The sequence below is a fragment of the Labrys sp. ALF-8 genome (genome assembly GCF_059699065.1).
This window is the reverse complement of record NZ_AP048538.1, coordinates 1,212,726-1,239,182: the sequence shown is the minus strand read 5'-3', so window position 1 is coordinate 1,239,182 and position 26,457 is coordinate 1,212,726. Positions and strand designations below refer to the sequence as shown.

Sequence of the window (26,457 nt, the reverse complement as noted above, 5' to 3'; positions counted from 1 at the left end):
GGGCGCTCCTCAGGTTACCGAGGTGAGGGCGCCTCGTCCGGAAAACCAGCTGACGAGGTTGTCTATGACGCAGGCCCCCATGGCCCGCATCGTTTCTTCCGTCGAGGAGGCGATATGCGGCGTGAGCACGGCATTGTCGAGCTGCCTCAGTGCGGCCGGCACGCGCGGTTCGTCGTAGAAGACATCGAGGCCCGCTGCCCCGAGACGCTTTTCTTGCAAGGCCTTTATCAATTCGGGCTCGTTCACCAGCCAGCCGCGGGCAATGTTGACGAAGATGCCGCGCGGCCCGAGTGCATCGAAGATCTCGCGGCCTATCATCGGCGGCGCGCCCCTGGGATTGCCGGCCGCGCAGAGGAAGAAGATGTCGACGGTCGAGGCCAGCGTGCTCGCATCCGCCACCCGCGTATAGGGAACGTCCGTACGTTCGACGGGGTCGGCATAGAATATCTGGGTCTTGAAGGCCTCCAGGCGCCGTGCGACCTCAAGGCCGATGCGGCCGAGGCCCAGGATCCCCACGCGTGAGCCGGTGAGCTTGCGACCGAGCGGCAGGCGTTCCTTTTCCCATTCCTGGCTGCGTACGAAACGATCGGCGAGGGGGATCTGCCGACAGCAGGAGAGGGCGAGGCTGACGGCCAGGTCGGCGACATCATCGAAGAGGACCGGCGTCGTGGTAAGCTTGATGCCGCGCTTGCGAATGGCCGGAAGGTCGCTGGTTTCCAGGCCGACGCCGTTCAGCGCACAGATCTCCAGTCGAGGCATCAGCTCGATGTGGCGCCGCGTCAATCCCGCCATGCCGTGGCTGACGGCGCCGCGAATAGAGCTGCCTATGCGGTCCAGGGCAGCAAACGGGTCGGCTTCCGCGTAGACGAGGTGGATCTTGAAGCGTCTCTTCAGCTCCTCGATCACGAAGGGCTGCTGCCCCCCGATCAAGGCGAGTTCGACATCGGGAAACGACGCTGCCGAAGTCATGGCACCCACCTTGTTTCCGTCCCGAAAGCGGCCGGCTATCGCGGCCTTGCATCTGGTATGTAACATATCAGTCGGGAGGGCGACAAGGGGTGAAACCCCTCGCGATGCGCCTCAGAAGGCTGGAGTGCTGGCCATACATGCGAGCCGGCTTGAGGCACGACGCAACATCCGAGGAGCGCGGGGCTGCTCTTGCCGCCGCACTCTCCACATTTGCCCGATCGCCTTCCAGCGAAAAGCAGCCTGGGATTATTCCGCCTGGAAGAACGCCACGCAGGTCGGCGTGCCCGTCTGCACCTCAATGCCGGTCGGCGTCAGTTCGCCGGTGTCGCGGCTCACCGCGAACACTACGAGCTTGTCGTTGTTCTGACCCGCCACCACCATGAAATTGCCGGAAGGGTCGATGGCGAAGTGGCGCGGGAACTGGGCGATCGAGGGCACGTTGTGCTCGAGCGTCAGGCCGCCCTCGCTGTCGACTGCAAAGACTGCGATGCTGTCATGCCCGCGATTGGCGACGTAGAGATAGGCGCCGTCGGCCGAAATGGCGATTTCCGCACAATAGCTTTCGGTGCCGGCCGATTCCGGCAGGGTCGAGACCGTCGCAATGGCCGTGAGCTTGGCCTGCTCGGGCTCGAAGGTGAAGGACGTGACGCTCGATCCCATTTCGTTGGCAACGAACAGGAACTGACCGCGGGGGTGGAAGACGAAATGGCGTGGGCCGGCACCAGGAGGGAGGGAGGCGGCCCCCGCCCGGCTGATGCCGCCGGTCTGGCTATCGAAGCGGTAGATCACCAGGAGGTCGAGGCCGAGATCCGATACGACGACGTAACGATTGTCGGGGGTGGTCCTCACGCAATGCGGGTGCGGGCGTTCCTGGCGTTCAGGGTCCGGGCCGGTGCCTGAATGGGTGGCATCGCTCACCGGAGGCTTCAGGCCGCCATCCTCCCTGATCGGGAGAATGGCGATGGCCTTGTTGGGGAGTTCGCTCTCCGGCATCAGGCTGTAGTTGGCGACCAGCAGGAAATTGCCGGTGCGATCGCGGCTGTCATGGGCTGCAATACTGCCGAGCGTGGGCTGCTTGTTGATGTAGCTGAGGTTGCCGGTGGCGGGATCGATCGCATAGGCGGAGACCGTGCCCTCGTTCCAGCCCACCACCTCGCTCGTGACGTGGAGTGCCTTGTGCTTGGCATCCACGCCGATCCAGGTGGGATTGTCGATGCCCTCGATCAGGCCGATCGAGGCGATCGCACCTGTCGCCGGGTCGAACGTAAAGGCGGAAATACCCTTGGCATTGTTGGTGGGGTAGTAGGGAGTGGGACGCGTCGCGCCGCCGACATAAAGATAGGTACGCTGTCCGGACATGAAACCCCGCCTGTAGACTCGATCGCTTTTGCAGGCCGACCATATTGGACGGGGAAAGCCCGGGCAACCGCGGGGCCGGAAAAGCTGCGCAGAGGCATGACGTCGCGCTGCTGATCAGGGTTTGAATTATTCATACAAAAGCCGTTATCAGTTCATGATGACAATCCAGAAAATCGAGAACGGAGAGCGAGATGTCCCATTCCCTGCAAGGCAAGACGGCGCTGGTGACGGCGGCGGCCCAAGGCATAGGCCGGGCCTCGGCCGAAGCGTTGGCAGCGGCCGGCGCGCGCGTGATCGCCACCGATATCGCCGTGGACAAGATGACTGACCTCGCCTCGGACCGAATCACGGTCGAGCGCCTGGATGTGTTGTCCCCGGATGCCATCGCGGCCATCGCCGAACGCCATGGAGCGGCGGTGGACATTCTCTTCAATTGCGCCGGTGTGGTACACGCCGGCACCATCCTCGACTGCAGCGAGAAGGATTGGACCTTCGCCTTCGACCTCAACGCGACGGCGATGTTCCGCATGATCCGGGCGTTCCTCCCGCACATGCTGGAAAAGGGCGATGGTGCCATCATCAACATGTCATCGGTCGCCTCCAGCGTGAAGGGCATCTCCAATCGCTTTGCCTACCAGGCTTCCAAGGCCGCAGTGGTCGGGATCACCAAGTCGGTGGCGGCGGACTATGTCGGCAAGGGCATCCGCTGCAACGCCATCGCGCCTGGCACGGTGGAGAGCCCGTCCTTGCGCGATCGTTTGGCGGCGACGGGCGACTATGAGGCGGCACGGGCCGCATTCACCGCCCGTCAGCCGATCGGCCGCATCGGCCAGCCCGAGGAAATCGCCGATCTCGTCGTCTACCTGGCGGGAGCCACTTACACGACCGGCCAGGTGCACATCATCGACGGCGGCTGGACGGGCTGACGACGCTGTTCTCCGAACAGGTGTGATCAAAGCCCTCTTCGATTTTCGAGGAGGGCTTTTTTGCATGAATTGCGATCGATCTCGCTTTGCAATGGCTCAATTTTGCAAGGGACAATCCTCCGAATTGCCCGTGAGGTCGGTAGAATATGACAATTTCATCTGCCATAGGTCCAGAATGTCATCAAAGTGTCACTCGGGAGATTCCTCCGCCGTAAGGTGGAGTGGCGTGGAGTAAAATTGTGGAAACAGGCAGTAAAAATGATTTGGGTGCACCGGCCACGGGGGCGTTGCTGCCACCTCCCGCGGCAAATCGCGAAATCGAGCTGAAGCTTCTTGTACCCGAAGGTGGGCTGGACGCCCTATCGAATGTTCCGATCATTGCCCAGCACGCTCGCAATCGGGGCATTTTTCGCAATTTCGAAAGCGCTTATTTCGATACCCCGGATCGTCAACTTTATCGCAACAAGATAGCGCTCCGGGTTCGCAAGAGCGGGAAGACCTTCATCCAGACCCTCAAGCGGCCCGTGGATGGCGCAAATCCGCTTGTGCGCCACGAGTGGGAAGTTCCCGTGGCGGGCCTGGCGCCGGATCTGGAGAGCCTGCCGCCCGAGGCGCGGGAGATCGGCCTGGAGGGCATCACCGATGCGGTGCTCGAAACGGTGTTCGTCACCAAATTCCGCCGTCGCATCCAGGCGCTGGACCTGCCGGCGGCGAATCTCGAGCTTGCTTATGACAATGGCGGCATAGTTGCCGGCGATCGCCGCGAACCCATCAACGAGATCGAGCTCGAACTGAAGGCCGGAGATGCGGCTACGCTCTACGATGTGGCCCTGGCGCTGCTCGATTCGGCGCCCCTGCGCGTCGGGACGCTTGCCAAGGCCGACCGGGGCTATCATCTGGCCTATGAGCCGCCGGGAGAGGGGGTTCGCGCATCCAAGGCCGTGATCGACGCGCAGGACAATGTCGACGAGATCGTGGTCAAGCTGCTCGGCGATTGCTGCCAGCACATGGTCGCCAACCAGGCAGTGGTAGAGGCGGGCCGGACGCCGGAGGGAGTGCACCAGATGAGGGTCGCCCTTCGCCGCATGCGCACCGCGATTTCCATCCTGCAGCGCCAGATCGGTTCTCCGGCGCTTGCCCTCGTGGCGAACGAGGCGAAATGGCTGGCCTCGACGCTCGGTTCCGTGCGCAACTGGGATGTGCTGGATGTCGATACCATCGCCGGCATCGAGGCGCAGTGCCCCGATCATCAGGCTTTCGCCGCCTTGCGGGAGAGTATCCAACCCAGGCGAAGCAGCAATTACAGCCATCTGCGGGAAGTCTTCGCCGGCCCGCGTTACAATCGGTTTCTGCTCACGCTTGGGCGCACGATCGAGCGCCGCGCCTGGCGCAACGATATTGCCAGCGCCTCGTTGGGCATCCTTGCCGAGACGGCGGACAGCTTCGCCCGGCAGGCCCTGGAGCGGCTCCACCGACGTGCTCTCAAGGGCGGTGCCCACTTCAGCCGCCTGCAGCCCGAAGCCCAGCACGAACTGCGCCTCAAGTTGAAGAAGCTGCGCTATGGCGTGGAGTTCTTCCGCAGTGTCTTCGGCGCCAAGGAGGAGGCGCAGCGCTATCTCGTTCGCCTGGCCGAGTTGCAGGAAAGCCTGGGCCTTGCCAACGATGTCGCCACCACGGGCGGCCTGCTTCTCGAACTGACGGAAAGCTCCGCCAGTCCGGCAGTTCACAGAGGCGCCGGACTGATCACCGGCTGGCAGGCCAGGGACAAGCAGGTTGCCTCCGCCAAGCTGCACAAGGTCTGGAAGCGCTTCAGGGAGGGGGCGCCATTCTGGCAACAATAGGCGGGTGAGACGATCCTTCAGGTTGTCAGGCGCGTAAATCTGCGGCAAACCGGTTCTTGCAAACTCCCCACGCCCTTCCTATTGCCTGAGCTGGAATTCCGATGAGCCGCATCGCCTATGTCAATGGACTCTATACGCCGCTTCGCGATGCATGCGTCCATGTGGAGGATCGTGGCTTCCAGTTCGCCGATGGCGTCTATGAGGTCTGCGAGATCTTCAACGGCGATATCATCGACGAGACCCGGCATCTGGTCCGACTGAAGCGGTCGCTGTCGGAACTCGGCATCCGCATGCCGGTGGAGGAGGGCGCCCTCAAGGTCATCCTCCGCGAGACCGTCCGGCGCAATCGCGTGCGCAACGGACTTGTCTATTTCCAGGTCACGCGTGGCGCCGCCAAGCGCGACTTCGTCTTTCCTGCCGCGGATACGCCACCCACCCTCGTCGTCATCGCTCGTTCGGTCGATAGGACCAAGGTGGAAGCGGGGGCCGCGGCCGGTATTTCCGTCATCACCGTACCCGACAATCGGTGGGAGCGCGTCGACATCAAGTCGACGGGCTTGTTGCCCAATGCGCTGGCCCGCCAGAAGGCGAAGTTGCAGGGTGCGAAGGAAGCCTGGTTCTTCGACGAGGAGGGCTATGTGACCGAGGGAGCCGCCAGCAACGCCTGGATCGTCACCAAGGAAAACACGCTGATCACGCGTCCGGCCGAAACGGGAATTCTGCGCGGCGTCACACGCACCACGCTGATCGACCTCGCCCGGCGGGACAATATCATCGTCTCGGAACGCCCCTTCACCGTGGCCGAGGCCAAGGCGGCGAAGGAGGCCTTCATCACGGCCGCCACAGCGCTGATCACGCCCGTGGTCAAGATCGACGATGTCGTGCTGGGGGACGGCAGGCCCGGCGCCTTTGCCACGAAGCTGCGGGCTCATTTCCATAGCGTGGCAGAACATTCGGCATAAGTTGCCCTCGATTGCGTTTTTTGCCGCAATCACGCCGTTGTTATGTTCCTTAAACGATACAGAAGGCGGCATGCCGCGTACGAACCGCAAACTTTTGCTTGCGCGACGCAGCATCCACGTCGACTATGTGGGTTGATTGCATGAAGGCAAGCATGTCGGCTTTGCCGTGCTTGTTTGCGAATATCCGCGGGCTAACCGCGGTCTAAGGAGTTTCGGGGGTATTATGGCGGCGGAGCGAACCCAAAATCTACAGGACACCTTCCTCAACAATGTCCGCAAGAACAAGATCCCGCTCACGATCTTCCTGGTGAATGGCGTTAAGTTGCAAGGTGTTGTGACCTGGTTTGACAATTTTTGCGTGCTTTTGCGGCGCGATGGTCATTCTCAGCTGGTCTACAAGCACGCAATTTCGACCATCATGCCGGGCCATCCCGTCCAACTCTTCGAAGGTGGCGAGATCGAGGGAGCGGATAAGCTCTGATTCTTGCCGTAACACCGGCGGCGGGAGTGGTCCCGCCCGAAAGCTGACGTTTGACACCAGAATTCTTCAAGGATCCGGCGCATCGTATCGATGCGCATGAGCTGGAAGTCGCCTCGGGCACACGCACCTACGTCGTGGCGCCGGTGCTTGCGCGCCGCGCTGAAAGCGAACTCGTGCGTTCGCCGGCGGCCAAGCTCGAGGAGGCGGTAGGCCTCGCCGCTGCCATCGACCTCAATGTCGTTGGTTCGGCCGTGGTGACTCTCGCCGAGATTCGCCCCTCGACCTATATCGGCAAGGGCAAGGTCGACGAGATCAAAGCGATCGTGGAAACCGAGCAGGTGACGCTCGTGCTAATGGACTGCGCGCTCTCGCCCGTACAGCAGCGTAATCTGGAGAAGGCCTGGGGCGCGAAGGTGATCGACCGCACCGGCTTGATTCTGGAGATCTTCGGCCGTCGCGCCCGGACCAGGGAAGGCACGCTGCAGGTCGAGCTTGCCCATCTGAACTACCAGAAGGGGCGCCTGGTGCGGTCCTGGACCCATCTCGAGCGGCAGCGCGGCGGAGGCGGCTTCCTCGGCGGTCCCGGCGAAACCCAGATCGAGTCGGATCGGCGCCTGCTCCAGGACCGAATCGTCAAGCTCGAGCGCGAACTGGAGCAGGTGAAGCGCACCCGCGCCCTGCATCGCGTCAGCCGCCGCAAGGTGCCTTATCCGATCGTCGCCCTCGTCGGCTATACCAATGCGGGCAAGTCCACCCTGTTCAACCGGCTCACCCGGGCGGAGGTGATGGCCGAGGACATGCTGTTCGCCACGCTGGATCCCACTCTGCGTGCGCTCAAGTTGCCGCACGGCACAAAGGCCATTCTGTCGGATACGGTAGGCTTCATCTCCGAGTTGCCGACGATGCTGGTGGCCGCCTTCCGGGCAACGCTCGAAGAGGTGCTGGAAGCCGACGTCGTCCTGCACGTGCGGGATATTTCCCATGGCGACACCGAGGCCCAGGCCTCCGATGTGCGCGGCATCCTCGAAAGCCTCGGTGTCGACGAAACGGCGGAGCGCGCCATCATCGAGGTCTGGAACAAGGTCGACCTGCTCGATGCTCCGGCGCGCGATGCCCTGCTCAATGCCACGCGCCGCAGCGGCTCGAATCGACCTGTCGTTGTCTCCGCCGTCAGCGGCGAAGGCATCGACGCCCTGCTGGAGCGCATAGAGGCTGCAGTTGCGGCCGGCCGGCTGACATTCACGATCGACATCCCGCCCTCCGATGGAGCCGGCCTCGCCTGGCTCTACGCCAACGCCGATGTGATGGCGCGCGAATCCGACGAGGAGGGGGTGACCAGAGTGACAGTTCGCGTCGCTCCCGAACGAGCCGACCTGGTGCGCCGGCGCTTCGGCCTGACCGTCGTCGACATGGGCGATGCCGACGACATTCGTCGCCACGGGTGACGAATGGCGCCAGGGGCGAGGCGCTCAGAACCAACTGGGTGATGGAGAACTCGGCGTGGTCACCACGCCGATGACAGCGCCGGTTGCGGCCCCTATGGCGCCGCCCACGACTGCCCCTGCCGTGGGTTGACGAGAGACGAGGCTGCCGACGATCGCACCGCTGGTGCCGCCGATGAGGGCGCCGTTGAAGGCGCGGCCTCCCGGACTATTGCTGCAGGACGCGGCGCTCGCGCCGAGACCACAGATCAGGACGAAGCTAAACACTCTTTTCATTCCTGAGCATCCTTACGCTACGCAACTTGAATGGCTCATTTACTGAAAATTAACTTTCGGCATTGAATGAGTCAGAAGAAAGGCTTCGTCCTTCACGCTTTCGCCGTAGAAGTTAATATGGTAAGACGGCGCTGTAGAATGAACTTGCATTCAGGTATTATTTGGCCGTTAGGAACGTATTGTGCAGTTTTATTCTTCTCGTATTGCCTGATTCTGCTGTTGGAATTCATGTTTGGATTATAGTTAACGCGAGCGATGGCGGCGGTCTTCTGACATGCCCTTCAATGAAGAAGGAGAGGGTGACGAGCCATATGGGCGGATGACCGCGGCGCGCGATACAGGAAGATGCAGGCATTTCAGCCAGTTCGACGACGCATGTGATCAAAGGCCTCGTCGTTTGGCTTCGTTCCACAATGCGTCCATTGCCTCCAGCGTGGAATCGGCCGGCCCGGTGCCTCGTTCTGCGAGGCGCTCCTCGATGAAATGGAAGCGTCTTTCGAACTTGGCATTCGCGCCGCGAAGCACGGCCTCCGGATCCGCGTGGGCATGGCGGGCGACGTTGGCGACAGCAAAAAGCAGATCGCCGATTTCGGCGCTGATTTCCGCCTCGCTCGCCTCGGAGTCCAGTGCCGCTTCGATCTCGTCGGCTTCCTCCCGCACTTTGGCGAGAACCGTGCGGATGTCATTCCAGTCGAAGCCGACCCTGCCGGCTTTTTCCTGCAGCTTTACGGCGCGGGTGAGGGCGGGCATCGCCGCGGGAATACCTTCCAGGACGCTCACCCTTTCCTGGGGCGGATGGCGCTTGGCGCGCTCGGCCTTCTCCGCGGATTTGATCTCGGCCCAGAGCTTCTTCACCTCCGTGGGCGGCAGGTTGCGGGCTTCTCCAAAGACATGGGGATGGCGGCGAATCAGTTTTTCGGTGATCGCCCTTACGACGTCGCCGAAATCGAACAAGCCTTGCTCCTCCGCCATGCGGGCATGGAAGACGACCTGCAGGAGAAGGTCCCCGAGTTCATCGTTGAGATCGGCCATGTCGCCGCGCTGGATGGCATCGGCAACTTCGTAAGCCTCCTCGACCGTATAGGGCGCGATGCTGGCAAAGTCCTGCTCCAGATCCCAGGGACATCCCGTACCAGGCGTGCGCAGCGCCGCCATGATGTCGAGGAGACGCTGGAGGTCGCGGCTTGGCGTAAGGGGGGCAGAAGGGGCTTTGTTGTCCATGACGATCTCCTCGTGGCGTCATAGCGCAAAAGCGCCGCGATTCCTTCCTGTCGTGGAGTGTCGAACGGCCGTTTCAGGAGGCTCGATCATCTCTGCATTGGGGGAAATTGCGATTTTGCCTTGATTGCGGGAACGGGATTGTCTATCCGGGTCGTAACGGAGACGTGGCCGAGAGGCTGAAGGCACTCGTTTGCTAAATGAGCATACCCCACAAGGGTATCCAGGGTTCGAATCCCTGCGTCTCCGCCAATGCCCCTTGATTTCATTAGCGTTTTTCCGATAACCCCCTTCATACCCACCAAAAAACCCACCAACGTGGGGCAGGCAGCGCTTGAGGGGGTAGGCTAGTGGACCAACCCGCCAACACGCCGGGCATGAGCGGGGGACCAGACCGACACCATGGCACGGCGGATTTTTCCCGTGTCCCCATTTTCTCCTCGGAACGCACTTTCAGCCTGCCGTGATGTGATGGCGGCGGGGGCATCCGGCCCAAGGGCGACTCAGGCGCGGGGCGTGACTGGGCTCGGCGGTAGCGCCGGCTACCCAAGTAGCCGTTACGCTTTCAAGCCTGCCAGCGGACTCGGCGGGCCACTTACTTTCGATTTGGTATCGGGACACCCCCATGCCCCCGGGGTATGATGCCCAAGGCCCGGGGGTGGTGGCCACCCTCCTTTACCCCACCGCGAATTACATGGCCTGAAAAAAGTCCGATCCAAAAATTTCTGGGTTAGAAAAATCCCTTTTCCAAAAAATTCTGGGGGTAATTTTCGCTTTGGGCCCCGTGAGGGGGCCCCACAGGCCCTATCTAGAGATCGTCGGGCAGAGGTCGAACTTTAAACCCTATGTCCGACTGGCCAACTGGCGTGGCTTCGGATGCATCTGTCCCACCGCTCTTTGGTGCCGCTAGCGAGGTCGAAGGTTTTGCGCTCGCCCATATAGAAATAAATGAGCCAAGCAAAAGCAGAAGCGCGATTGTCATTTGCCCCGCGAGGACAACGCCGAGGTCAATCGTCGGCCATTGCGAGAAGTCGAGGCCTGAGTAGGCGAAGTTGGCATCGTTCTCCCTTTTCAAGAACTCACCGACAAACCCCGCAGCCGCAATTATTCCAACAAGAGACGCAAGGTTACGATATATGTAATATACCCACCTCTTACTGTAGAACAAAAAGCCTACCAGAAGAGAGATGGCTAGCACCGCACCAACTGAGGCAGGAGCTAGGAGGATGGCATTCAGGATATGCCTGCCGAGCCCCTCGCTCACATAGTAGGCCTGCGCGAAGATTACGACGAGCCAGACAACCATCAGGCGATTGAGGAATGTATTCCGCATGGGGACACTCGCAGCTCCTTGCCCAAGATCAATGCCGAGCTTCAAATACCGCAAAGATATTCCGCAGGGAACGGCCATCCCACCGTGGCGACGCGACACTATCGTCTAATCCACCCCCAATCCACCGGGTCCGGAACGTCAGATTGTCCTGTCCTCTATCAGGCTGGGCTATGTTGGGAACGATAACAGGGTCTCACGGAATGACTGCGTTTTTCGACAAAGGCAAGCTTGAAGAGCTTCATACAGGCCGCGCGGAGATGCACCGCAATTTTGCGGGGCTACGTGAGCGCTTCATTGTGCGAAACTATAGGTCTGAGCGGGGTCGAGAATTCGCCTGTCGGGGCTTCTCTCGCCGTCTGGGCGACATGGTCCGAGCAGTGGACATTGTGTTCAACGCCCTACCTCCGGAGCTTGAGGACATCCCCAAGCGGGAGGCTGTCCTTGACGCCACAATCGCTATCCAGTCCTTTGTACTGAATGCCTTCGGTTGTCTTGACAATCTGGCATGGCTGTGGGTGTGCGAGAAGCCTGTAGTCAATGCGGATGGTACGCAACTTAGCCCTCTGAGGGTCGGCTTGGGGCCTAAATGTCAGGAAGTGAGGCGGACCTTCTCCAAGGAGTTTATCGACTATCTCAATAGCCGGCAGATCTGGATCGACAAGCACCTAAAAGGTTTTCGGGATAGCCTGTCCCATCGCATCCCCTTATATATCCCGCCGTTCATTGTCCCGCCCGAAAGGGAGGATAAATACAATAGGCTTGAGAGGGAATCAGCAAACGCTCTGCGCAACGTCGATCTGGGAACGTATGAAAAGCTACAGGCGCAGCAATGGGCACTTGGGGTCTGGCGACCGTGGATGACGCATTCGGAGACAGAAAAAGCACCAATAGCCGTTTTTCACTTTCAGCTTCTGCAAGACTGCCTGACGATAGATGAGTTTGGCCGGGAAATGTTAAATGAACTCGCCCGGCAGAACGTATGAGCGAACCAATTCGAGTGCTCGGCAACTATGGGCCGAGCGGTGCGGTGCGACGGGTGCCACTATTCCCCCTCACGCCCACGCGCCGTCCAGCGGGTCGCTCCACCCCGACGCGAGCGGTATGGCCTGCTTTGGGAGAGCCTGAGCAAACTGTGGCCCCTCATCTCCGCCGTCCGACGCGTCTTGCTGCACAGGCGTGGGCACCGGGATCGCGGTGGTGTATCGGGTGGGGGATGAATAGTCGATAGCATCCCCCGTGGGCAGGCGTGGTGCAGTGGCTGCGGTTTTTGGCGGGTCGATGGTCGGTGCCGACGACATGGACAGCGGCATGGCTCGTCCGCTGGGGTCCACCTCTCTCCCGGCATCGCTGGTCGGCGCTGGCGCGGACTGGGGCTGCCCGGCAGAAGGCAGGTCCGTGGAGGTGACCGGGGCGGAGGCGACTGTGTTGCCCGTGCTGTCCGCGTTCTCGACATACTGCCGGTGCTGGTCGAACCCCTCATCCCAGAGGCGCTTGATCTCGGCATCCGACTTGCCCGCCCAGCTCACCCACTGCTTGCGGATCAATTCGGGGTTGCCGTTGGTGTTCTTAAGGTTCTGCCATGCCAGCCGGTCCTGCATGGAAGGCGAGAACAGCTCGTTACCCGTCAGGCCCATCTGGTCGCGCAGGCCGCGCAGCGTCGAGGCGACGAACTGGTAGCGACCGACCGGCCCGGCATTGGTGGGCGTGCCGTCATACTTCACGTTGGCCGGGTTGCGGCGGATGCGGTCAGCCAAGTCGATGGCCTGATTGATGGTCATCTGCGAGACGGGCTTACCCCCCACGCCGAATTTCCCGTCCGCGAACACCTTGTCGTAGTTCTGGCCACTGCCGCTCTCGCCCAGCGCCACAGCGTCGAGCAAGACATTGCTCTCGCCGGGACCGGATGAGGTGGCGGACGCTTGCCCCGAGCTGCCGGTGCTGCCGGTGCGCTGCCGGAATTCGCGCTCGGCATCCAGCCCGGCCTGGGTGGCGGGGTCCACGGTGGTCTGAGCGCCCTGAGCCGCTTTGCGGTCATTGTAGGCCTGACGGGCAGCAAGATAATCCGTTTGTGCCTTGAGTTTCTGGCGCTCAAGATCGATCCGTTGGGATTGCTGGCTCATATTCATGCCTGTCTGGAAGGCATTGATGAAGTCTTTTATTTCTGTTCCGAATGACATGTTCTTCCGTCCAGAGGTTCGCGCTGGACATAAACTATCATATTGGCAAGAGGCACGCGAATTGACGTGACTGCGTGCATGAGGTGTACACGGATATTGGCATTTTACCAGCGTGGGTAACTCCTGCACCGGCATCGCGGCGGTTCGCACCTGTCGCCCAGACGCTCACACAAATGCCTATAGGTAGGGGCGGCGTGATGCCGGGTGCCCCCATCGGAAGGAGCTTGAGTATGGGAACCGTGGTCGAGGCGCGCTGCACCTGTGGCTATCGCGAGCGAGCGGTCATCGGAGCGGGAATGCGGGGGCATGACATCATGGCGGGATGGCCGGTGCTATGCGGGGACTGTCAGGCAGTGACGGGCACCAACACCAAGGCGAGTCCGCTGACCTGCCTCATGTGCAACGGCACAAACGTGGTGCTCTATGTTGAAGGCCCGCTCATGCACTCGGGCAGTTCGGTGGCGCCATGGGGTGACCTGACGATGACGGATGGCGCGGCGCTCTGTCCGAAGTGCCGGACGTTCGGGATGAGGTTCGGGCGGAGGGGGCCGATGTTTGATTGAGGGATGGCCTCGGAAATGGCCTGCGGAGGCCCGTGGGACTCGTCTCGCTGTAGTAGGTGTGGGGGAGGCTCGTCAAGGTGACTTGCCCGCCAGCGGACTCCGCAGGCCCTTCGGCAGCATGTTCCATCAAACTGGATATGCCTTGGCGCGAAAGTGTGGCCTCAGTTCGGAATCTGGCTCCTTGACTAGCCTGTCCAAACCCAGACAAAGCCTTATGCGCCCAGCGATGACCATGGAGAAGGCTATGCCGACGGCAACAGATTTTCGCAATGCCCTTCGGACGGAAATCATGAGAGCAGTTGCGCGAGGCGAGTCCTTCGTAGACGTCACCGCGCGAAACCTTCATCAGGTCGTCGGAGGTTACCCCCAGCCAATGCCTCGAATGCCGAATTGCTGTGGTGTCATGCGTCAGGAATGGCGCAAGGGGGATGAGATCATTTCGGATCGTTTGAGCGACGGGCCGGACTTTGCAATTCGATATAAGCTGCCGAGGACCAGCGACGCCAACCAGACCTAAGACCAGGAGCGCGTTGGCGACATGGTCAGTGACGATGTTCATGCGATAAAGACCTCGGGGGCCGGACGGCGGAACTAGGCGGCGAGGCCTCCACTGCCCACGTCCACATCAGCCTCGGGTGGGTCTGCCGGCGCACTTGGCAGGAGGCGCTCCCATCCACGCCTGCACCCCGTTGCCCGATGCACTGCCCCGGTGAAGTAGGCGGGCTTCCAGCCATGCGCCCGCATCGCATCCGACAGCAGCCGGTTGAACTCCCTGCCGCGTTTGGCCGGCGCGTCGAGAGATAGCGTGAGGGCGCGATGCGCGAGCCGCTCCATGCCATCCTTGCAAGGGTAGCCGCGCACGTCCGCGATCTGGGCGAGCCACTCGGGGGGATCGTCCGGGCGGGGCGCGGTGGTGGTGGGTTTGGAGGCTTGAAGTTTGGCGAGGTACGACATGATGGTGTGATCCGATGGTTTGCTAACTGACTAACTATTGAGGCGAGGATGCAACAGAGTGGGGCTCATCAGGGAACACCATATCTGGTACAGTGACGGGGTGAGGCGACCCGCAACTTCTCCCGCAATATCTCCTGCGATTGAGGGGGGCGGAGAAGTGGGTTTGAGGGGGCTAAAACAGGCCCGACCCCGCGCAAGTGCCTGTACGGTGGGCTTCTCGACCGCAACATCATCCCCGCAGCAACTTCCCCCCATATACCCTAAAAGAAGTTGCTGCGCTAAAGCGGCAGCACTTCTTAGGGTTAGGGTATGAGCGCGCACCATTGCGCAATTGCGAGAAGTTGCGGAAATTGCGATGTCGTTACGGCATGTACTTTTTAATACCATATATGGTATTGCGTCGCCCCCGGGAATGATTGCCAAAATCTCTCGAATTGGCAGAAATGAGTGGCGTTGGCATGGTTCTACGTCACGCATTTCCCACCCCCCTCATCCCCACCACTCACGCCTTGCGCGCTCTCCGGGGCGCGTGCGATGAGCGCCTTGCGCCCATACGTGCCACCCCCGTCTTGACGTGGCACCTTGGCCTCGCCTTGCACAACCTTGCCGATCCGCATCAACTCTCTCAGCACGGCATCGCCGTCAGCCGGCGAGGGTTGCCCTCCACGCAGTGGGGCGATGGCAGTGGCGATAGCGTCGGCAGCGCGCGGAGCGGCACCACGCGGACTTGCCGCGAAGGGTGGGTTGGCGCTCGCAATCACGCCATAGGCAGCGTCAAGAATTGCTTGGGTGAAAGCGCCACCTGTTACCACCGGGGTAAACGTTTCGATGACCGCAACGCTATCACCGTTCATGTAGATGGGCGGTTCGGCGTTGGGCAGTTCCACGCTACCCAGATGAAACCAGCGCTTTTCCTTGTTGGCAGGGGACAGGTTCGCCTTGGTTGAGACAACGCGGAAGTAGGCCCACGCATCCGATGGCATGATGCCAATCGTCCGCGCCTCATCCTCCCCCAGCACCTCAATCGACAACGCGATGCGGGCAAGGTTGACCAGAGACGCAGCGCCCATCGCAGCCTCAGCTGACGCCGGGTCCGCGCCCTTGCGGGCATGGTGGGCGATTACGATGGAGATACTCTTTGCGGCGGCGATCTTGGCGAGCCGCCCCATGAGAAGGCCAGCCGCCGCGTTGTCGTTGACCGAAACGCCCCCCATCAGGGTTACGAGCGGATCGAGGAACACCACATCAGGGTGAGCTTGTCCGATAGCCCCCTCAAGCCATTGCCAGCCGGGCTCATTGAGTATGGCCTGTCCCTTTACGGAGGTGAGCAGTGCGGTGCCGCATCTCTCCGCGCCGACAAGGTGCAGCCCGACCAGATCAGCCGCACTGAGGCCGTGGCGCGTCATCGCGGCGTGGACGCGTCGCGCTACTTCTTCCCTGCCATCCTCTGCACTGATGAAAAGCGCCTTCAAGCCGGTGCCGAAAATGTGGGAGTTGAGCAGGTTGCGGCCCGACGCGATGGCCATGGCCATGGTCAGCAGCAACGTGGACTTGCCGCGTCCACCCGGCGCTACCAGCAGCGTAACGTAACCCCGAGCGCAATCCATGCCATGTATCCACGCACGATGGCGGGATACCTGGGGCAGGTCGTCAACCTTGAAGATGCCTACGGGGTTGGCCGGCGCCGGGCTGACATCCGATCCAAACAGCTGCGAAATGGGTATGATGGGGGTCGGGGCCGCATGGCCAGCCGATGTCGGACTGGTGCCCGTCTGAGCCGCCGCGTCCGCAGTACGCCCCACTGCCCAAGGATCATACCCGGGATTGCCCGCCGCGCTGGCTGCCTGATTCGCCACCTCAACCAGTGTGCCAACTGCGATCTTCCCGGGCCTGAACGAACGCCACACGGCATTGAATGCAGCCTCCTCGGACAGGCCACGCCCACCAGCCTTCGTCCAGCCTGCTCCTTTCCGACTCCATCCAAGCGCGAGGTCGCGGGCATCGGCGCAGCCCTGCATCTCGGCATCGCAGCAGGCCCAGATCACATTGCGCCACTTATCGTAGGGAAGGTCGGTAACTGTGTTATCCAGCTTGCCCAGCCAGTCGTTCACCGCCGCTGACTTACCAGCGGGGGTAAGCTCGTCAAAGGGTCCATCGCTGATACCAGCGCTTAACTCGTCATCCCCACCGACGATGGGGGCACGCCGGGGCAGGGCGCTTACACAGGCAGCCGGGGACTGAGGGTGGAAGGGCACCACATTGCCCGGGATCGCACCGACGTGGGGCTCGCAGGCAGCGAGGAAATCCTCAACCTGCTTTTCGGTGATCGCTAACAGGTCATCCCTGCGCACGGTCGCTGGGGAGCGACCATTCAGCCATTGCAACTCTGCACCGGTAGGGTGGGTGCCATCAACGACAATCTGCTGACCTGCGCCCATGATCTCGACCTTGTCATTCGAGCCCGAGACAGATCGCTTGTCGGGCTCCCCCTCAGCCGCGCGGTAGAGCAAAGTGATGCGGGCGCTGTTGGCCCGGAAGCGGATGGGCGGGTTACTGCCAAGGAGCTGGGTCGCGAGCTTGAATATGCTCTCGACAGTCGCTTCGTCGTCTACATCAATATCGATGGCACGCAGCCCCGCAGTGAGCATGCCCGTGTTCATAGCCTCAGGCGTGACGTTGAGGAGCGCAGCGGTGCGCTCACCCTGCGTCCACTTGTTAGCTACGGGGTTCTTGGCACCGGTGTGCACGCGCACGGGCTGATAACCGTTGGTGAGCATGGCCTGACGGAAGTTCGCAACGGTTTGCGCGTCGCCGGGCGCAGGAATATTATGTGGGTTGTTCATGCTGAATTACCTGAAACTGTCGAGGGTTTTAGGCGTCCCCGGTCGGCGGCACCGGGACTTCTCAATCAACGGGCTCCGGCGCGTCTGCCGGGGCCTGTTTCGTTTTCGGGCGGCACGGGAATGCCGCCCTTCATCGCGATCCAGTCCTCGCGTTTCTGCCGAAAATGGCCAATGGTGGCGTCAACCGATTCCCAGTCGAACGCGTCCGGCCCACGCTTCGGATCGAACTTGCCTAACTTGAGGACGCTGAGCGCCCGATCGAGACCACCGAGCAGCACTCGGTCGCTGAGGCTGGCCGCACCCCCAATCAGGCGGCGGAACTCGCCGCGCGCCGGAGCGCTGTGCACCAGTTCGGAACTGTCTCCCTGAAGGGGCTCGATGATCCCCATCTGGGTCATGTTCGAGGTCTGACGGACGCATTTCTGGGCTAGTGTTCTGGAACTCCGCTCGGCCCATAGGCCAAGGGCGAACGCTTCCAATTGCCTGACAAGCAGGCTGCGGCGCTGGGGATCTCCCTCGCGGAAGGCGACAAGGAAATTTTGACCTACCTCCTCAACCAACAGGCGCTCCTGCGCCCAAAGACGGGGCGTGGTAGTGTATTCGGGGGCCATCTTACGCGGCCTCCCCAACATGGGCCTTCACCGTTTCGCGGGTCACGCGCCCCGGCTTGGCAGGTCCGGAGCTGCGCTTCGGCAGGCTGGCAGCAAACGCTTCCAACTCGGCACGGGGGATGAGGACACGGCGACCGAGGCGCACAGCCTTGATCTGGTCAGCGGCGAGCAGTTCAAAGAGCAGGCTACGCCCGATGCCAAGCGCCTTGGCGGCTTCGGCAGGGGGCAGCATAATCGGATCGGTCATTCCATAACCTCCAGTGGAACCTCGCGGTATTGCGAGGACTTGGAGGCAAGCATTGCGCGAGCTTCTGCCGCTCGCCACCGGGATTAATTACGGGATAATTAAAAGACATATTACGTAGTATTACGAACAGCTTACCAGATAGATACCCCTATGATCACCATTGGGGTTCTCGCCCCATGGCCCGCTCGATCGCAGCAAGCTTCTCGGCGTATTCCTTCGCGAGCTGGAGGGCGCGGTCCTTGTCGCGCATCATCCCATCCCGAGCCCGGTCAGCTACTTCCGTCCCCACAATGGCATCCAGCTTGGCCCCATGCTCTAGCATCATCGCGTCCCCTAGCACCATGCGAGCTTGGGCGGCGGTTTCTATCCAGCGCCATTCGGCTCCGTTCGCCTTTTTCAAGCGTGAGTATTTCCGCTGCACCCGGTCCACAATGCTGTCCTTATACGCCTTGGGCGTGTTCCGGTATGTCGCATCGGCCGGCACAACCCAAAGCTCGTTGGCACCATCGGGGAAACGATCCGCTGGCAGGTAGCGACGACCGTTCCACTGCGGTTGCACTGGCGGCGCGAATGTTTGCACACCATCGGCCTCCATCAACTCCGCCACCACCACAATTTGGATCGCGTTAGTAGGGTCGATGATGGCGCCTCGCCGCTCGGCTTGGAGGACGACCGCATGGGCGTGGGCAGCGATCCAGCGGTCCCCATCGTCTAAGAAATGGAGCTTGTGCCGGCCCGGCTTCCCCTTTGGGTGCGGCCCCGGCTTCCCCTTTGGGTGCGGCCCCGGCTTGTCCTTGGGGTGCGGCCCCGGCTTGTCCTTGGGGTGCGGTCCCGGTTTTCCCTTTGATGCTGGTACGCCGCGTATGACGCGCACCCGGGGTGCCCTACCCCCACTCATGCCCATCACTCCTGCCCACTTACCATTCAGGTAAACTCACGCCCGCTTGAGCTGGCTGACATTCGACTCGGCACGGGGCTCGACGTACAAAGCCCACGCATCCATCAGCTTGCGGCGTTTCTCAAAAAGATCGCCGCGACGGTAAGCAGCCTCGACCTTGTCAGCGACGGCGTGGGCGAGAGCGGCCTCGCTGACCTGATTGGGGAAGGGCGTGCACTCGCTGGCCCAGTCCTTGAAGCTCGACCGGAAGCCATGCGTGACGCATCCTGCCTCCATCCCGCGCAGCATCATCGTCAACGTCATGTCGCTCATGGGTCGGCCCTTGCGAGCGCCGGGGAACACGTATCCATCGTCGCTCTGCCTGATGGCCTTGGCCCTTTCGAGCACGGCCAGCACAGCGCCAGACAAGGGCACGCGGTGTTCGCGCTTCGCTTTCATGCGCTCTGCGGGAACTGTCCAGATCCTCGCCTGTAGGTCGATCTCGCTCCATGTCGCCCCAAGCACCTCACCTGAACGTGCCGCCGTCAGAATAGTGAACTCCAAGGCGAGCGGAGTGACGCCCTCACGTTCCCGCAGGCGCTTCACGAAGTCAGCCACGTCCTTGTACGGCATTGCGGGGTGATGGCCACGTGCCAGCTTTTTCCGGGCGGGTAATAGATGCTGTAGGTTGCCTCGCCACGCGGCGGGGTTCTCGCCCGAGCGATGCCCCTGCGCCTTGGCGGCGTCCAGCACAGCCTCAATCCGGCCCCGTACCCGGCTCGCCGTCTCGGGGCGCTTGAGCCAAACCGGCTTGAGCACCTCCAGCACGTCGCCGGTCGCGATCACGTCAACCCGCTTACTCTGCAGTTTCTTGCAATAGGCATCGCCCAGCGTCATGCGCCACTGCGCCACGTGCTTGGCGTTCCGCCAACCAGCCTCATGCGCCTTGATGTAGTCGTCGGCAGCCTCCGCAAAGGTAGGCACAGGCACGGGCTCGGCAGCGCGCTTCGCCTCTATCGGGTCAACCCCGTTCTGCAACGCGGCGCGGTGGGCGGTGACCAACTCGCGGGCCTCTGCCAGCTTGACCTTGGGGTATGAGCCCAGCCCCAACTCACGCCTGCGCCCAGCGAATGAGTAGCGAAAAACCCATGACCGCGCCCCGACCGGCTTGCTCTCATGCGGCTTACTGACCTGCAAGTACAGCCCGCCGCTTACGGCATGAAGGCCCGGGCGAACCAGTGCTTCGACCTCCTTCGACGTGAGTGACTTTATCTGCTTTGGCATCGTCCGCTCCGGCCTACCCATCAACCTATCCACCAATATGGTAGCGGCTTATGGTGAATACAAGAGGACGGCAGTGGACGACATCGAAGATTATCGTGCTATATCAATACCATATATGGTATGTAAGAGACTGTTGCGGACTGCGGTGGTCTGATTTTCTACGGACTGCGTCTCCGCCATTTCTCAAATGCCCGATCTGGATCAGTGCGTGACGGATTGTGCCTAGGACATAGGTTGCAACCTCGTACCTTGCCGAGGGTCATCGCGTCTTCGGTCCGTCGGCGTCCAACTGGGCGATGGTCCGATTTTGATGAGACCCAACTGAAGCAAAGTGCATTCGAATCGAAGCGCTTATCCAGCCTAACATGCAGAACTCACGGATAATTTTCAATTCGTGACGATTTCGTCTGAAAGCGAAACTAACAAGATCGCAGACGGATGAAATCAAAAAGAAAGCCCGACTTTCGCCGGGCTTCTCGCAACATAGCCGTATCGCCAGGGATCAGAAGGTCCGCTTCAGGCGAATACCACCCTGCCAGGCGCTGGCGCTCGGGCTATATTTCGCCCCTGGCGCGCTGTAATCCCATTCGCCATGCGTATAGGCAACCTCGGCAGCAGCCGTCAGGCCCTTGGTGATTGTGTAGGTCAGGTTGCCGGCGATCGTGTATTCCTTGATCTGGTAGTCAACGAAACCGAGCCAGTTATCGGATTTCATGCCGATGTAGCTGCCGACGAGATTGGCATTCAGGACGGGCGTGATGTTGCCGCCAAGTTCGGCCACGATCGACCAACCCTTGCCGGTGTCATAGCTTCCGCTGCCGAAGAGGCTCGACAGATAGAGGTCCGCCGGGGCCGTGCCGAAGAATGTGTTGTTGGCACCGAGATATTCGGTGGCGCCATTGGCATATTGGCCTTCGACGATGAAGTGCCCGCCATCGACGAAGGGCAGCTTGATCAGCGCAGTGGCGCCGATCGCGTAGCCCCATTTGTTGTAGCTGGCCAAGGGAATGTCCTGGGTATCGCCGCCGGGCGAGACCGTCCAGGTCGAGCCCGTGCGATTCTGGTGCAGGGCGCCCTGAACGGCGAGCGCACCCCAGTCCTGGTCGTAGCGCAGTTGTGCCACGATATCGGGAACCTGCTGGCCACCCTGCAATGAGCCGATGGTCACGTCTTCCGCGCCCCCGATGATGACGGACGTATATGCCGTCCCGTAGGGATTGTTCACGCGGTGGTCGCGGCCGTCTTCGATCGTGTAGCGCACTTGATGGGAGGGATTGCTGCTTTGCGCCCCCTCTCTAGCGGGCGGCTGGGGCAGACAAGCCGGGCGGTGGCTGCAGGTGATCCGGCGTTTGCCGTTGAAACTGGGCGCATCCAGCGAGGACGATTGCAATTCCCAGTAGAAGAATGTGCCTCATGGTACTCTCCATCAACATGTCGACAACAGTGGCCCGCGCGGATCTCGCCTCGGCCATGCCTGGACGCCCCAAATTTCCCAACCTTCTTGCAGCCAAAGCACGGCAGGGCAGGGCAGGGCGACGTCTTCAAGTTAGTCATTGGGGAGCATTTGGCCAAGAAGCAGGCACGGTTCACAAGCACCTTTCGGCGACGAGGCCTTCGTAGAACCGGAGCTCCGTCACCCGTGCAGACCGATCTGCTTCGGTGTTCAATTGAGCAGTCCCGCATTGCTGCATCACCGGTGCCGCCTCCTTCAGAACATCGACACGTCGCCGGTAGACCTGGCAGATCGCTAATTCATCATCGGCGCGGATAGTGCTAAGTTCTTGATTTGATTTCTGGATTTCCTGTTCTGCCTTTACCACGAGAGTGGTGCATGAGGATCGCAGATGGGAAAATGCGAACCAGCACATCAGGAAGGAGATCATTCCAGCCACGAGTGTCAAAGCATATAGAAACTTCCTGAACTGCGTCATGTGGCCTCGTATTTCGACCAGATTCGCATTGAGCAAGATAGCGACACACCTAGTTGGAAGCCGCGGTGCCTCGATGTCCATCGAAATTTGCCCTCGAACGGCCGTCCGATCTCTCATTGCCAGCGTTATTTGCTGGCCAGAGGCAAATAGGGATGCCGACGGTCTTAGAAGCGCTTGGCGGCCAAATCCGGGTACGACGACTTCCACAGCCGTCGCGCCGCGGCGAACGTGGATCTCGCACAGCCAGGTTCGAGCTGATGCTCAGGGCGGAAGAAAAAGCACGATCTCGAAGGAGAGTTCGTCTACCTGGTAGGTTTCACGCGCAAGCGCGATCTTTTCAACGTCACACGAAAAAGGGAAGAGCCTTTCAGTTCTTCCCTCTCTATGAAGTATAGGTACCAACTATGAAGTATAGGTACCAAAAGTGGAGCGACAGGTCTTCAAAGCCCAAAATCTACACTGGTCGCTGCCGATATGGCAGCGGCACTTGGTAAAAGACGTGCCCAAATCCCATGTCGCTTTGCGCTAGCGTACTTCCATACTATTCGGCCATGCGCCTATGTCGAGAAATTTCGTTAGGGAAATCAAATCATAAGAGAAATTTAAGATATCAATAATCTGCGGAAGCTTTCGGATTATTACAGGCTTCTGAAATCCGTGAATTTTGTAACGCCTGGGCCGATTCTGTGAGGCGGCGTCTCATCAGGCGTTCGACAGCACGAACTCTATCACGGCGGTTCGCAGGGCACGTCGAGGCTGGGTTTCCTCGATCTCATGAAGCAGGCATTCCACGCTTCTGCGCCTACGCTTTGCTATCTGCTCCAGCGCGGACCAAAAGCTCCGCTCCAGAGTGAGGCCGGTCTCTTGTCCGTTGAGCCAAACTCTCTCGTGCCGGAGTTTGCTCGCCATGTCTCGTTCTCCGCATGATCCGCCCCAGCACACGCACTGGCTGAGGTTACCCTTTGATGCACGCCAGCGAAGAACAGATGACAGATCCTCGCTCGACGCACTTTTAATCCCCTTGTTTATTTCAAGCAAGAATGATGCCAGTTCGCATCCGGTCAATATCCCGAATGCGGGTGTGGAAACCGGTCTCCGGCAATTTAGACGGATTGCTGCCAGGCGGTACGAAGGTACGATCAGCCTGCCTCCGCGGGCAGACCCTGGTTGATGGCGTCCCCCCAAGTCTCCGCCTTCGGCCAGGGAAGGCCCGGCGCCGTCCCCCAACCACGGCGCCGGGCCGTCTCGCGCCGCCCGACGCGAACAGGCGTTTGCGGCAAGTTCGTCGGTTCGGCCTGAACCGGCTATGGGTCTCGCGCGTTATGCGGCCAGTTGCGAGAGGGGGAGGGGCGAGGTCCTCGCTAACCCCATGGCGGAGGGCCTCATCATGAAACTGGGCGAGATGTTCGAGAAAGTCGCCGACAGGGTCTCCCGGAAGATGGGGCATCCTGCGGCCTTCATGGTCTGCTGCACGATCGTGGTCGTATGGGCGATTTCAGGACCAATCTTCGGCTTTTCCGATACCTGGCAGCTCCTCATCAACACCGGCACGACCATCGTGACATTCCTGATGGTCTTTCTCATCCAGAATACTCAGAACCGCGACACCGCGGCCCTGCACGCAAAGCTTGACGAACTCCTGCTGACCAGCGCCGCGCAGGACAGCTTCGTCGGGATAGAGCATCTGAGCGAGGAAGAAGTCCAGAAGTTCAGGGATATATGCGCGGCGGCGGCGGAGAAGGCCGGCAAGGCGCGGCTGGCGTCCGGCAGCGGCGAGCCCGCAGCATCTGCCGAAAAGAGGTCATCATCAAGGACAGGCCGGGTCTCGGGAGGGACTACATATAAAAAGGAGCCCACCGATCATGATGGGACTCCCGCCTAAGCGTTGCCGCATTCCGGCTCATGCACGACGCACAACACGGCGCTCGCCCGTGCCGTGAACGGTCCGTTCGATCCTTCCTGCTCAGCGCGGGAACGGGGAATTCGGCTGTACGACATAAGCCGGCGTGTGGTCTGCCTGACCGTAGTCGCTTGCGCAGGCTGCCAGGCCTGTCAGGATGAAGACGGCGGTAAGGATCTTGAGGACTTTCATTGTCGCTTCCAATTCTACAGGCGGCAGGAATGCAAATTTAACACCGAACCGCCATCGAGGGCACATGTTTCCTTCGCATAATGCTGCCAAGGCGTAAATGCTTTCTCGCCGCAAATCTCTCTTGCAATGAGGTTCCTCGTGAGGCAATTGCCCGAAGGTACCATATCGGGGTCCCCGATGCCGTCGCGCGAGCGATTAACGCCCTTGTCACGCGCGGAACAGTCAAAGCATGGTACCAACTATAATTCGCTGGCGCAGGCCGGATCGAGCGCCGGGCGTCACCACCAGGGAGACTATGCAGTGTGTCCTGTGCGTTTGAGCACCCCTTTTCTCCCTCCGTCCAGATCTAGTGCTGCTGCGCCGGCTTCATCAGGCCGGCGCTGATCGTTTGCAGTTTTCATGAAGCCGAGCGTGCGTGCCGCGTCGTTTTACGCTAACAATGCGGCCGTGTGATCGGCTCCCTCTCACCGAAGGAAAATCCATGCACGCCTATCGCATGAAACGTCGCAACCTTGCCTCCCTGGCTATGCTGAAGGGAACCCTGTTGGCGGCGACCCTGCTTGCTGCCCCCGCCTTCGCGCAGAACGCGTCGGCGGATGGGGCCAAGCAGCTCCAGGATTCCCTGACCAAGACCTTCGGCCCGGCCCTGTTCGAAAAGGGCATCCTCAGCATCACCGCGCAGGGCTCTGCCTATGCCGTGAAGCTCGATCTCAACCCGGCCTTCGAGCATGCCAAGAAGAACGGCGTCACCGTCAGTATCGATCCGCTCACCTATATGGCGACCCCGAATGCCGACGGCACCTATGCGGTAACGAGCGAGTCTCCGTTCAACTACAGCTTCGCCAAGACCGAAGGCGAGGACCAGGCAAGTGCCAAGTTCTCCGCTTCGTGCAAGAGCTCGGGCACCTTCGACCCCAAGATCGCGATTTTCTCGAATTACGAGACGAGTTGCCCCTCGGCCTCAATGACGGTGAATTCGCCGGAGAACGATGTTTCCGTCTCCACGGGCGCCATTTCCTCGAAGATAACCGGAGCGGCCGGAAGCGCCGGTGGCGTGACGATTTCAACCGCAGGTATGGTGGCTGATTTTGTCGAGACCATCACGGGCAAGGACAAGCCGCTCAGCATCAAGGTCACTGCCAAGCAAGCCACCAGCGATGGTTCCGTCGAGAACTTCCAGGTCGGCGCCGCCATCGAACTCATCGGCATCGCTGCCAAGGCGGGCAATAAGGACGAGATCGCGGCCCAGCAGAACGAGATCAAGCAGAAGCTGCTCGCCGCGCTGCCATTGTGGAACAATCTGGCCGGGAAGGCTACGCTGAGCGGCGTCAATGTCGAGACGCCGATCGGTCCCGTCGCGCTTGACTCCTTTGAGGAAAGCGTTGGCCTCACGGGTGCCGTGAAGCAGGCCTCCTATGGCATTGGCATCAAATATAGCGGCCTGAAGCTTCCCGAGAATCCGGCGATTCCCTCCTGGGCTGGGCCTCTCATCCCCGCTCAGGGCAACATCGACGTGAAATTCGAAGGCGTCGACCTTGACGCCCTGGCGCGTCTCGCCATCCAGAACTTCGATGTGACGAAGGAACCGCCGATCCCGGACGAAGTGACGGCGCAGGCGCTTCAGATCGTGATGGGCGGGCAGCCTCGGGTGACGCTGTCGCCGTCCACGTTCTCGGCACCGGCCGGTGCGCTGAGCGCCGAGGGATCGATGAACGTGTTCCCGAACAAGAAGGGGACGGTGACCATCTCGACCAGCGATCTCGACAAGCTCTCGGATGCGCTGGGCAAGGCGCAGATCCCGAACATGCCGATGCTCGTGGCCTTCGCAAAGGGCCTCGCCAAGTCCGGTGCTGACGGTAAGGCGACCTGGGCCATCGATTTCGACGGCGACACGAAGGCCGTCAGCATCAACGGCCAGGTTCTCAATCCCGGCTCCGCACCCGGAGGCGAGGAGGACGAGGGCGGCGATGCCGGTCAAGACGGGAACGCACCGCAGCAATAGTTGAGTGCCGGAATTCGAGATAAGGCGGGAGGAATTTCGCCTTTTTCGCAGGCCCGGTCATCCGGCTGG

The 26,457-nt window shown here is 61.0% G+C and carries 25 protein-coding genes and 1 tRNA gene; 10 read left to right on the top strand and 16 right to left on the bottom strand.

Annotated features, from left to right (window positions below; all coding sequences use genetic code 11):
- Nucleotides 1-9: 9 nt before the first annotated feature.
- Nucleotides 10-969, bottom strand: a complete 960-nt coding sequence (locus AC6H34_RS25695) for a 2-hydroxyacid dehydrogenase (RefSeq protein WP_497540667.1) — start codon at nucleotides 967-969, stop codon at nucleotides 10-12.
- Nucleotides 970-1,215: 246 nt separating this feature from the next.
- Nucleotides 1,216-2,328 carry a lactonase family protein gene (locus AC6H34_RS25690; RefSeq protein ID WP_497540666.1) on the bottom strand — a complete coding sequence of 371 codons (1,113 nt, stop codon included), beginning with the start codon at nucleotides 2,326-2,328 and terminating at the stop codon, nucleotides 1,216-1,218.
- 191 nt (nucleotides 2,329-2,519) lie between these two features.
- Here AC6H34_RS25690 and AC6H34_RS25685 point away from each other — a divergent pair, with 191 nt between their 5' ends.
- From AC6H34_RS25685 to hflX, 5 genes are all read left to right on the top strand, one after another.
- Nucleotides 2,520-3,254, top strand: coding sequence for an SDR family oxidoreductase (locus tag AC6H34_RS25685; protein ID WP_497540665.1), 735 nt, complete (start codon nucleotides 2,520-2,522; stop codon nucleotides 3,252-3,254).
- A 287-nt stretch (nucleotides 3,255-3,541) separates the two neighbouring features.
- Nucleotides 3,542-5,095, top strand: a complete 1,554-nt coding sequence (locus tag AC6H34_RS25680; protein WP_497540664.1) for a CYTH and CHAD domain-containing protein — start codon at nucleotides 3,542-3,544, stop codon at nucleotides 5,093-5,095.
- A 101-nt stretch (nucleotides 5,096-5,196) separates the two neighbouring features.
- On the top strand, nucleotides 5,197-6,057 hold the full coding sequence (locus AC6H34_RS25675; RefSeq protein ID WP_497540663.1) for a D-amino-acid transaminase: 861 nt from the start codon (nucleotides 5,197-5,199) through the stop codon (nucleotides 6,055-6,057).
- Nucleotides 6,058-6,280: 223 nt separating this feature from the next.
- Nucleotides 6,281-6,538: an RNA chaperone Hfq gene (gene hfq / locus AC6H34_RS25670; protein WP_068290859.1), complete on the top strand. Its 258-nt coding sequence runs from the start codon at nucleotides 6,281-6,283 to the stop codon at nucleotides 6,536-6,538.
- Nucleotides 6,539-6,588: 50 nt separating this feature from the next.
- Nucleotides 6,589-7,983, top strand: a complete 1,395-nt coding sequence (gene hflX, locus AC6H34_RS25665; protein ID WP_497540662.1) for a GTPase HflX — start codon at nucleotides 6,589-6,591, stop codon at nucleotides 7,981-7,983.
- Between the two features lie 24 nt (nucleotides 7,984-8,007).
- On the opposite strand, the gene AC6H34_RS25660 is transcribed toward hflX, so the two are convergent.
- The gene (locus AC6H34_RS25660) at nucleotides 8,008-8,256 is read right to left on the bottom strand and encodes a YMGG-like glycine zipper-containing protein (RefSeq protein ID WP_448147764.1); all 249 of its coding nucleotides are present in this window, start codon (nucleotides 8,254-8,256) and stop codon (nucleotides 8,008-8,010) included.
- A 381-nt stretch (nucleotides 8,257-8,637) separates the two neighbouring features.
- On the bottom strand, nucleotides 8,638-9,477 hold the full coding sequence (gene mazG, locus AC6H34_RS25655) for a nucleoside triphosphate pyrophosphohydrolase (protein WP_497540661.1): 840 nt from the start codon (nucleotides 9,475-9,477) through the stop codon (nucleotides 8,638-8,640).
- 158 nt (nucleotides 9,478-9,635) lie between these two features.
- Here mazG and AC6H34_RS25650 point away from each other — a divergent pair.
- Nucleotides 9,636-9,726 (top strand) — tRNA-Ser (locus AC6H34_RS25650).
- A 556-nt stretch (nucleotides 9,727-10,282) separates the two neighbouring features.
- Here AC6H34_RS25650 and AC6H34_RS25645 read toward each other — a convergent pair.
- On the bottom strand, nucleotides 10,283-10,807 hold the full coding sequence (locus tag AC6H34_RS25645; protein ID WP_497540660.1) for a hypothetical protein: 525 nt from the start codon (nucleotides 10,805-10,807) through the stop codon (nucleotides 10,283-10,285).
- Nucleotides 10,808-11,007: 200 nt separating this feature from the next.
- Between AC6H34_RS25645 and AC6H34_RS25640 the strand changes: the two genes are divergently transcribed.
- Nucleotides 11,008-11,790, top strand: a complete 783-nt coding sequence (locus tag AC6H34_RS25640; RefSeq protein ID WP_497540659.1) for a hypothetical protein — start codon at nucleotides 11,008-11,010, stop codon at nucleotides 11,788-11,790.
- Between the two features lie 69 nt (nucleotides 11,791-11,859).
- On the opposite strand, the gene AC6H34_RS25635 is transcribed toward AC6H34_RS25640, so the two are convergent.
- Entirely contained in the window at nucleotides 11,860-12,984 is a 1,125-nt protein-coding gene (locus tag AC6H34_RS25635) for a hypothetical protein (protein WP_497540658.1), read from the bottom strand.
- 224 nt (nucleotides 12,985-13,208) lie between these two features.
- On the opposite strand from AC6H34_RS25635, the gene AC6H34_RS25630 reads away from it, so the two are divergent.
- Complete coding sequence (locus AC6H34_RS25630; protein ID WP_497540657.1) at nucleotides 13,209-13,547, top strand: hypothetical protein; 339 nt, start codon at nucleotides 13,209-13,211, stop codon at nucleotides 13,545-13,547.
- A 591-nt stretch (nucleotides 13,548-14,138) separates the two neighbouring features.
- Here AC6H34_RS25630 and AC6H34_RS25625 read toward each other — a convergent pair.
- The 9 genes from AC6H34_RS25625 to AC6H34_RS25585 form a co-directional block, all read right to left on the bottom strand.
- Nucleotides 14,139-14,501 carry a hypothetical protein gene (locus AC6H34_RS25625; protein ID WP_497540656.1) on the bottom strand — a complete coding sequence of 121 codons (363 nt, stop codon included), beginning with the start codon at nucleotides 14,499-14,501 and terminating at the stop codon, nucleotides 14,139-14,141.
- Nucleotides 14,502-14,965: 464 nt separating this feature from the next.
- Nucleotides 14,966-17,344: an AAA family ATPase gene (locus AC6H34_RS25620; RefSeq protein ID WP_497540655.1), complete on the bottom strand. Its 2,379-nt coding sequence runs from the start codon at nucleotides 17,342-17,344 to the stop codon at nucleotides 14,966-14,968.
- 65 nt (nucleotides 17,345-17,409) lie between these two features.
- A complete protein-coding gene (locus AC6H34_RS25615; protein ID WP_497540654.1) occupies nucleotides 17,410-17,955 on the bottom strand; it encodes a hypothetical protein in 546 nt (181 codons plus the stop codon).
- 1 nt (nucleotide 17,956) lies between these two features.
- Entirely contained in the window at nucleotides 17,957-18,202 is a 246-nt protein-coding gene (locus AC6H34_RS25610; RefSeq protein ID WP_497540653.1) for an excisionase family DNA-binding protein, read from the bottom strand.
- 154 nt (nucleotides 18,203-18,356) lie between these two features.
- Entirely contained in the window at nucleotides 18,357-18,797 is a 441-nt protein-coding gene (locus AC6H34_RS25605; protein WP_497540652.1) for a hypothetical protein, read from the bottom strand.
- Nucleotides 18,798-19,136: 339 nt separating this feature from the next.
- On the bottom strand, nucleotides 19,137-20,363 hold the full coding sequence (locus tag AC6H34_RS25600; protein WP_497540651.1) for a tyrosine-type recombinase/integrase: 1,227 nt from the start codon (nucleotides 20,361-20,363) through the stop codon (nucleotides 19,137-19,139).
- A gap of 502 nt (nucleotides 20,364-20,865) precedes the next feature.
- A complete protein-coding gene (locus AC6H34_RS25595) occupies nucleotides 20,866-21,624 on the bottom strand; it encodes a porin (protein ID WP_497540650.1) in 759 nt (252 codons plus the stop codon).
- A gap of 325 nt (nucleotides 21,625-21,949) precedes the next feature.
- Nucleotides 21,950-22,294 (bottom strand): hypothetical protein, encoded by a 345-nt coding sequence (locus tag AC6H34_RS25590; RefSeq protein ID WP_497540649.1) that lies wholly within the window; start codon nucleotides 22,292-22,294, stop codon nucleotides 21,950-21,952.
- A 702-nt stretch (nucleotides 22,295-22,996) separates the two neighbouring features.
- Nucleotides 22,997-23,203: a ribbon-helix-helix domain-containing protein gene (locus AC6H34_RS25585; protein WP_448147760.1), complete on the bottom strand. Its 207-nt coding sequence runs from the start codon at nucleotides 23,201-23,203 to the stop codon at nucleotides 22,997-22,999.
- Nucleotides 23,204-23,681: 478 nt separating this feature from the next.
- On the opposite strand from AC6H34_RS25585, the gene AC6H34_RS25580 reads away from it, so the two are divergent.
- Nucleotides 23,682-24,176 (top strand): low affinity iron permease family protein, encoded by a 495-nt coding sequence (locus AC6H34_RS25580; RefSeq protein WP_448147759.1) that lies wholly within the window; start codon nucleotides 23,682-23,684, stop codon nucleotides 24,174-24,176.
- Nucleotides 24,177-24,257: 81 nt separating this feature from the next.
- Here AC6H34_RS25580 and AC6H34_RS25575 read toward each other — a convergent pair whose 3' ends face one another.
- Entirely contained in the window at nucleotides 24,258-24,386 is a 129-nt protein-coding gene (locus AC6H34_RS25575) for a YgdI/YgdR family lipoprotein (protein ID WP_448147758.1), read from the bottom strand.
- A gap of 481 nt (nucleotides 24,387-24,867) precedes the next feature.
- Here AC6H34_RS25575 and AC6H34_RS25570 point away from each other — a divergent pair, with 481 nt between their 5' ends.
- Nucleotides 24,868-26,388, top strand: coding sequence for a hypothetical protein (locus AC6H34_RS25570; RefSeq protein WP_497540648.1), 1,521 nt, complete (start codon nucleotides 24,868-24,870; stop codon nucleotides 26,386-26,388).
- Nucleotides 26,389-26,457: the final 69 nt, after the last annotated feature.

Coding starts and splice junctions, on each gene's coding strand:
- AC6H34_RS25610 (WP_497540653.1), bottom strand. CDS start 18,202: ATGACCGATCCGATTATGCTGCCCCCTGCCGAAGCCGCCAAGGCGCTT.
- AC6H34_RS25685 (WP_497540665.1), top strand. CDS start 2,520: ATGTCCCATTCCCTGCAAGGCAAGACGGCGCTGGTGACGGCGGCGGCC.
- AC6H34_RS25580 (WP_448147759.1), top strand. CDS start 23,682: ATGAAACTGGGCGAGATGTTCGAGAAAGTCGCCGACAGGGTCTCCCGG.
- AC6H34_RS25585 (WP_448147760.1), bottom strand. CDS start 23,203: ATGGCGAGCAAACTCCGGCACGAGAGAGTTTGGCTCAACGGACAAGAG.
- AC6H34_RS25640 (WP_497540659.1), top strand. CDS start 11,008: ATGACTGCGTTTTTCGACAAAGGCAAGCTTGAAGAGCTTCATACAGGC.
- AC6H34_RS25620 (WP_497540655.1), bottom strand. CDS start 17,344: ATGAACAACCCACATAATATTCCTGCGCCCGGCGACGCGCAAACCGTT.
- hfq (WP_068290859.1), top strand. CDS start 6,281: ATGGCGGCGGAGCGAACCCAAAATCTACAGGACACCTTCCTCAACAAT.
- AC6H34_RS25645 (WP_497540660.1), bottom strand. CDS start 10,807: ATGCGGAATACATTCCTCAATCGCCTGATGGTTGTCTGGCTCGTCGTA.
- AC6H34_RS25600 (WP_497540651.1), bottom strand. CDS start 20,363: ATGCCAAAGCAGATAAAGTCACTCACGTCGAAGGAGGTCGAAGCACTG.
- AC6H34_RS25570 (WP_497540648.1), top strand. CDS start 24,868: ATGCACGCCTATCGCATGAAACGTCGCAACCTTGCCTCCCTGGCTATG.
- AC6H34_RS25675 (WP_497540663.1), top strand. CDS start 5,197: ATGAGCCGCATCGCCTATGTCAATGGACTCTATACGCCGCTTCGCGAT.
- AC6H34_RS25615 (WP_497540654.1), bottom strand. CDS start 17,955: ATGGCCCCCGAATACACTACCACGCCCCGTCTTTGGGCGCAGGAGCGC.
- AC6H34_RS25605 (WP_497540652.1), bottom strand. CDS start 18,797: ATGGAGGCCGATGGTGTGCAAACATTCGCGCCGCCAGTGCAACCGCAG.
- AC6H34_RS25695 (WP_497540667.1), bottom strand. CDS start 969: ATGACTTCGGCAGCGTCGTTTCCCGATGTCGAACTCGCCTTGATCGGG.
- AC6H34_RS25625 (WP_497540656.1), bottom strand. CDS start 14,501: ATGTCGTACCTCGCCAAACTTCAAGCCTCCAAACCCACCACCACCGCG.
- AC6H34_RS25575 (WP_448147758.1), bottom strand. CDS start 24,386: ATGAAAGTCCTCAAGATCCTTACCGCCGTCTTCATCCTGACAGGCCTG.
- AC6H34_RS25635 (WP_497540658.1), bottom strand. CDS start 12,984: ATGTCATTCGGAACAGAAATAAAAGACTTCATCAATGCCTTCCAGACA.
- AC6H34_RS25660 (WP_448147764.1), bottom strand. CDS start 8,256: ATGAAAAGAGTGTTTAGCTTCGTCCTGATCTGTGGTCTCGGCGCGAGC.
- mazG (WP_497540661.1), bottom strand. CDS start 9,477: ATGGACAACAAAGCCCCTTCTGCCCCCCTTACGCCAAGCCGCGACCTC.
- AC6H34_RS25590 (WP_497540649.1), bottom strand. CDS start 22,294: ATGACGCAGTTCAGGAAGTTTCTATATGCTTTGACACTCGTGGCTGGA.
- AC6H34_RS25690 (WP_497540666.1), bottom strand. CDS start 2,328: ATGTCCGGACAGCGTACCTATCTTTATGTCGGCGGCGCGACGCGTCCC.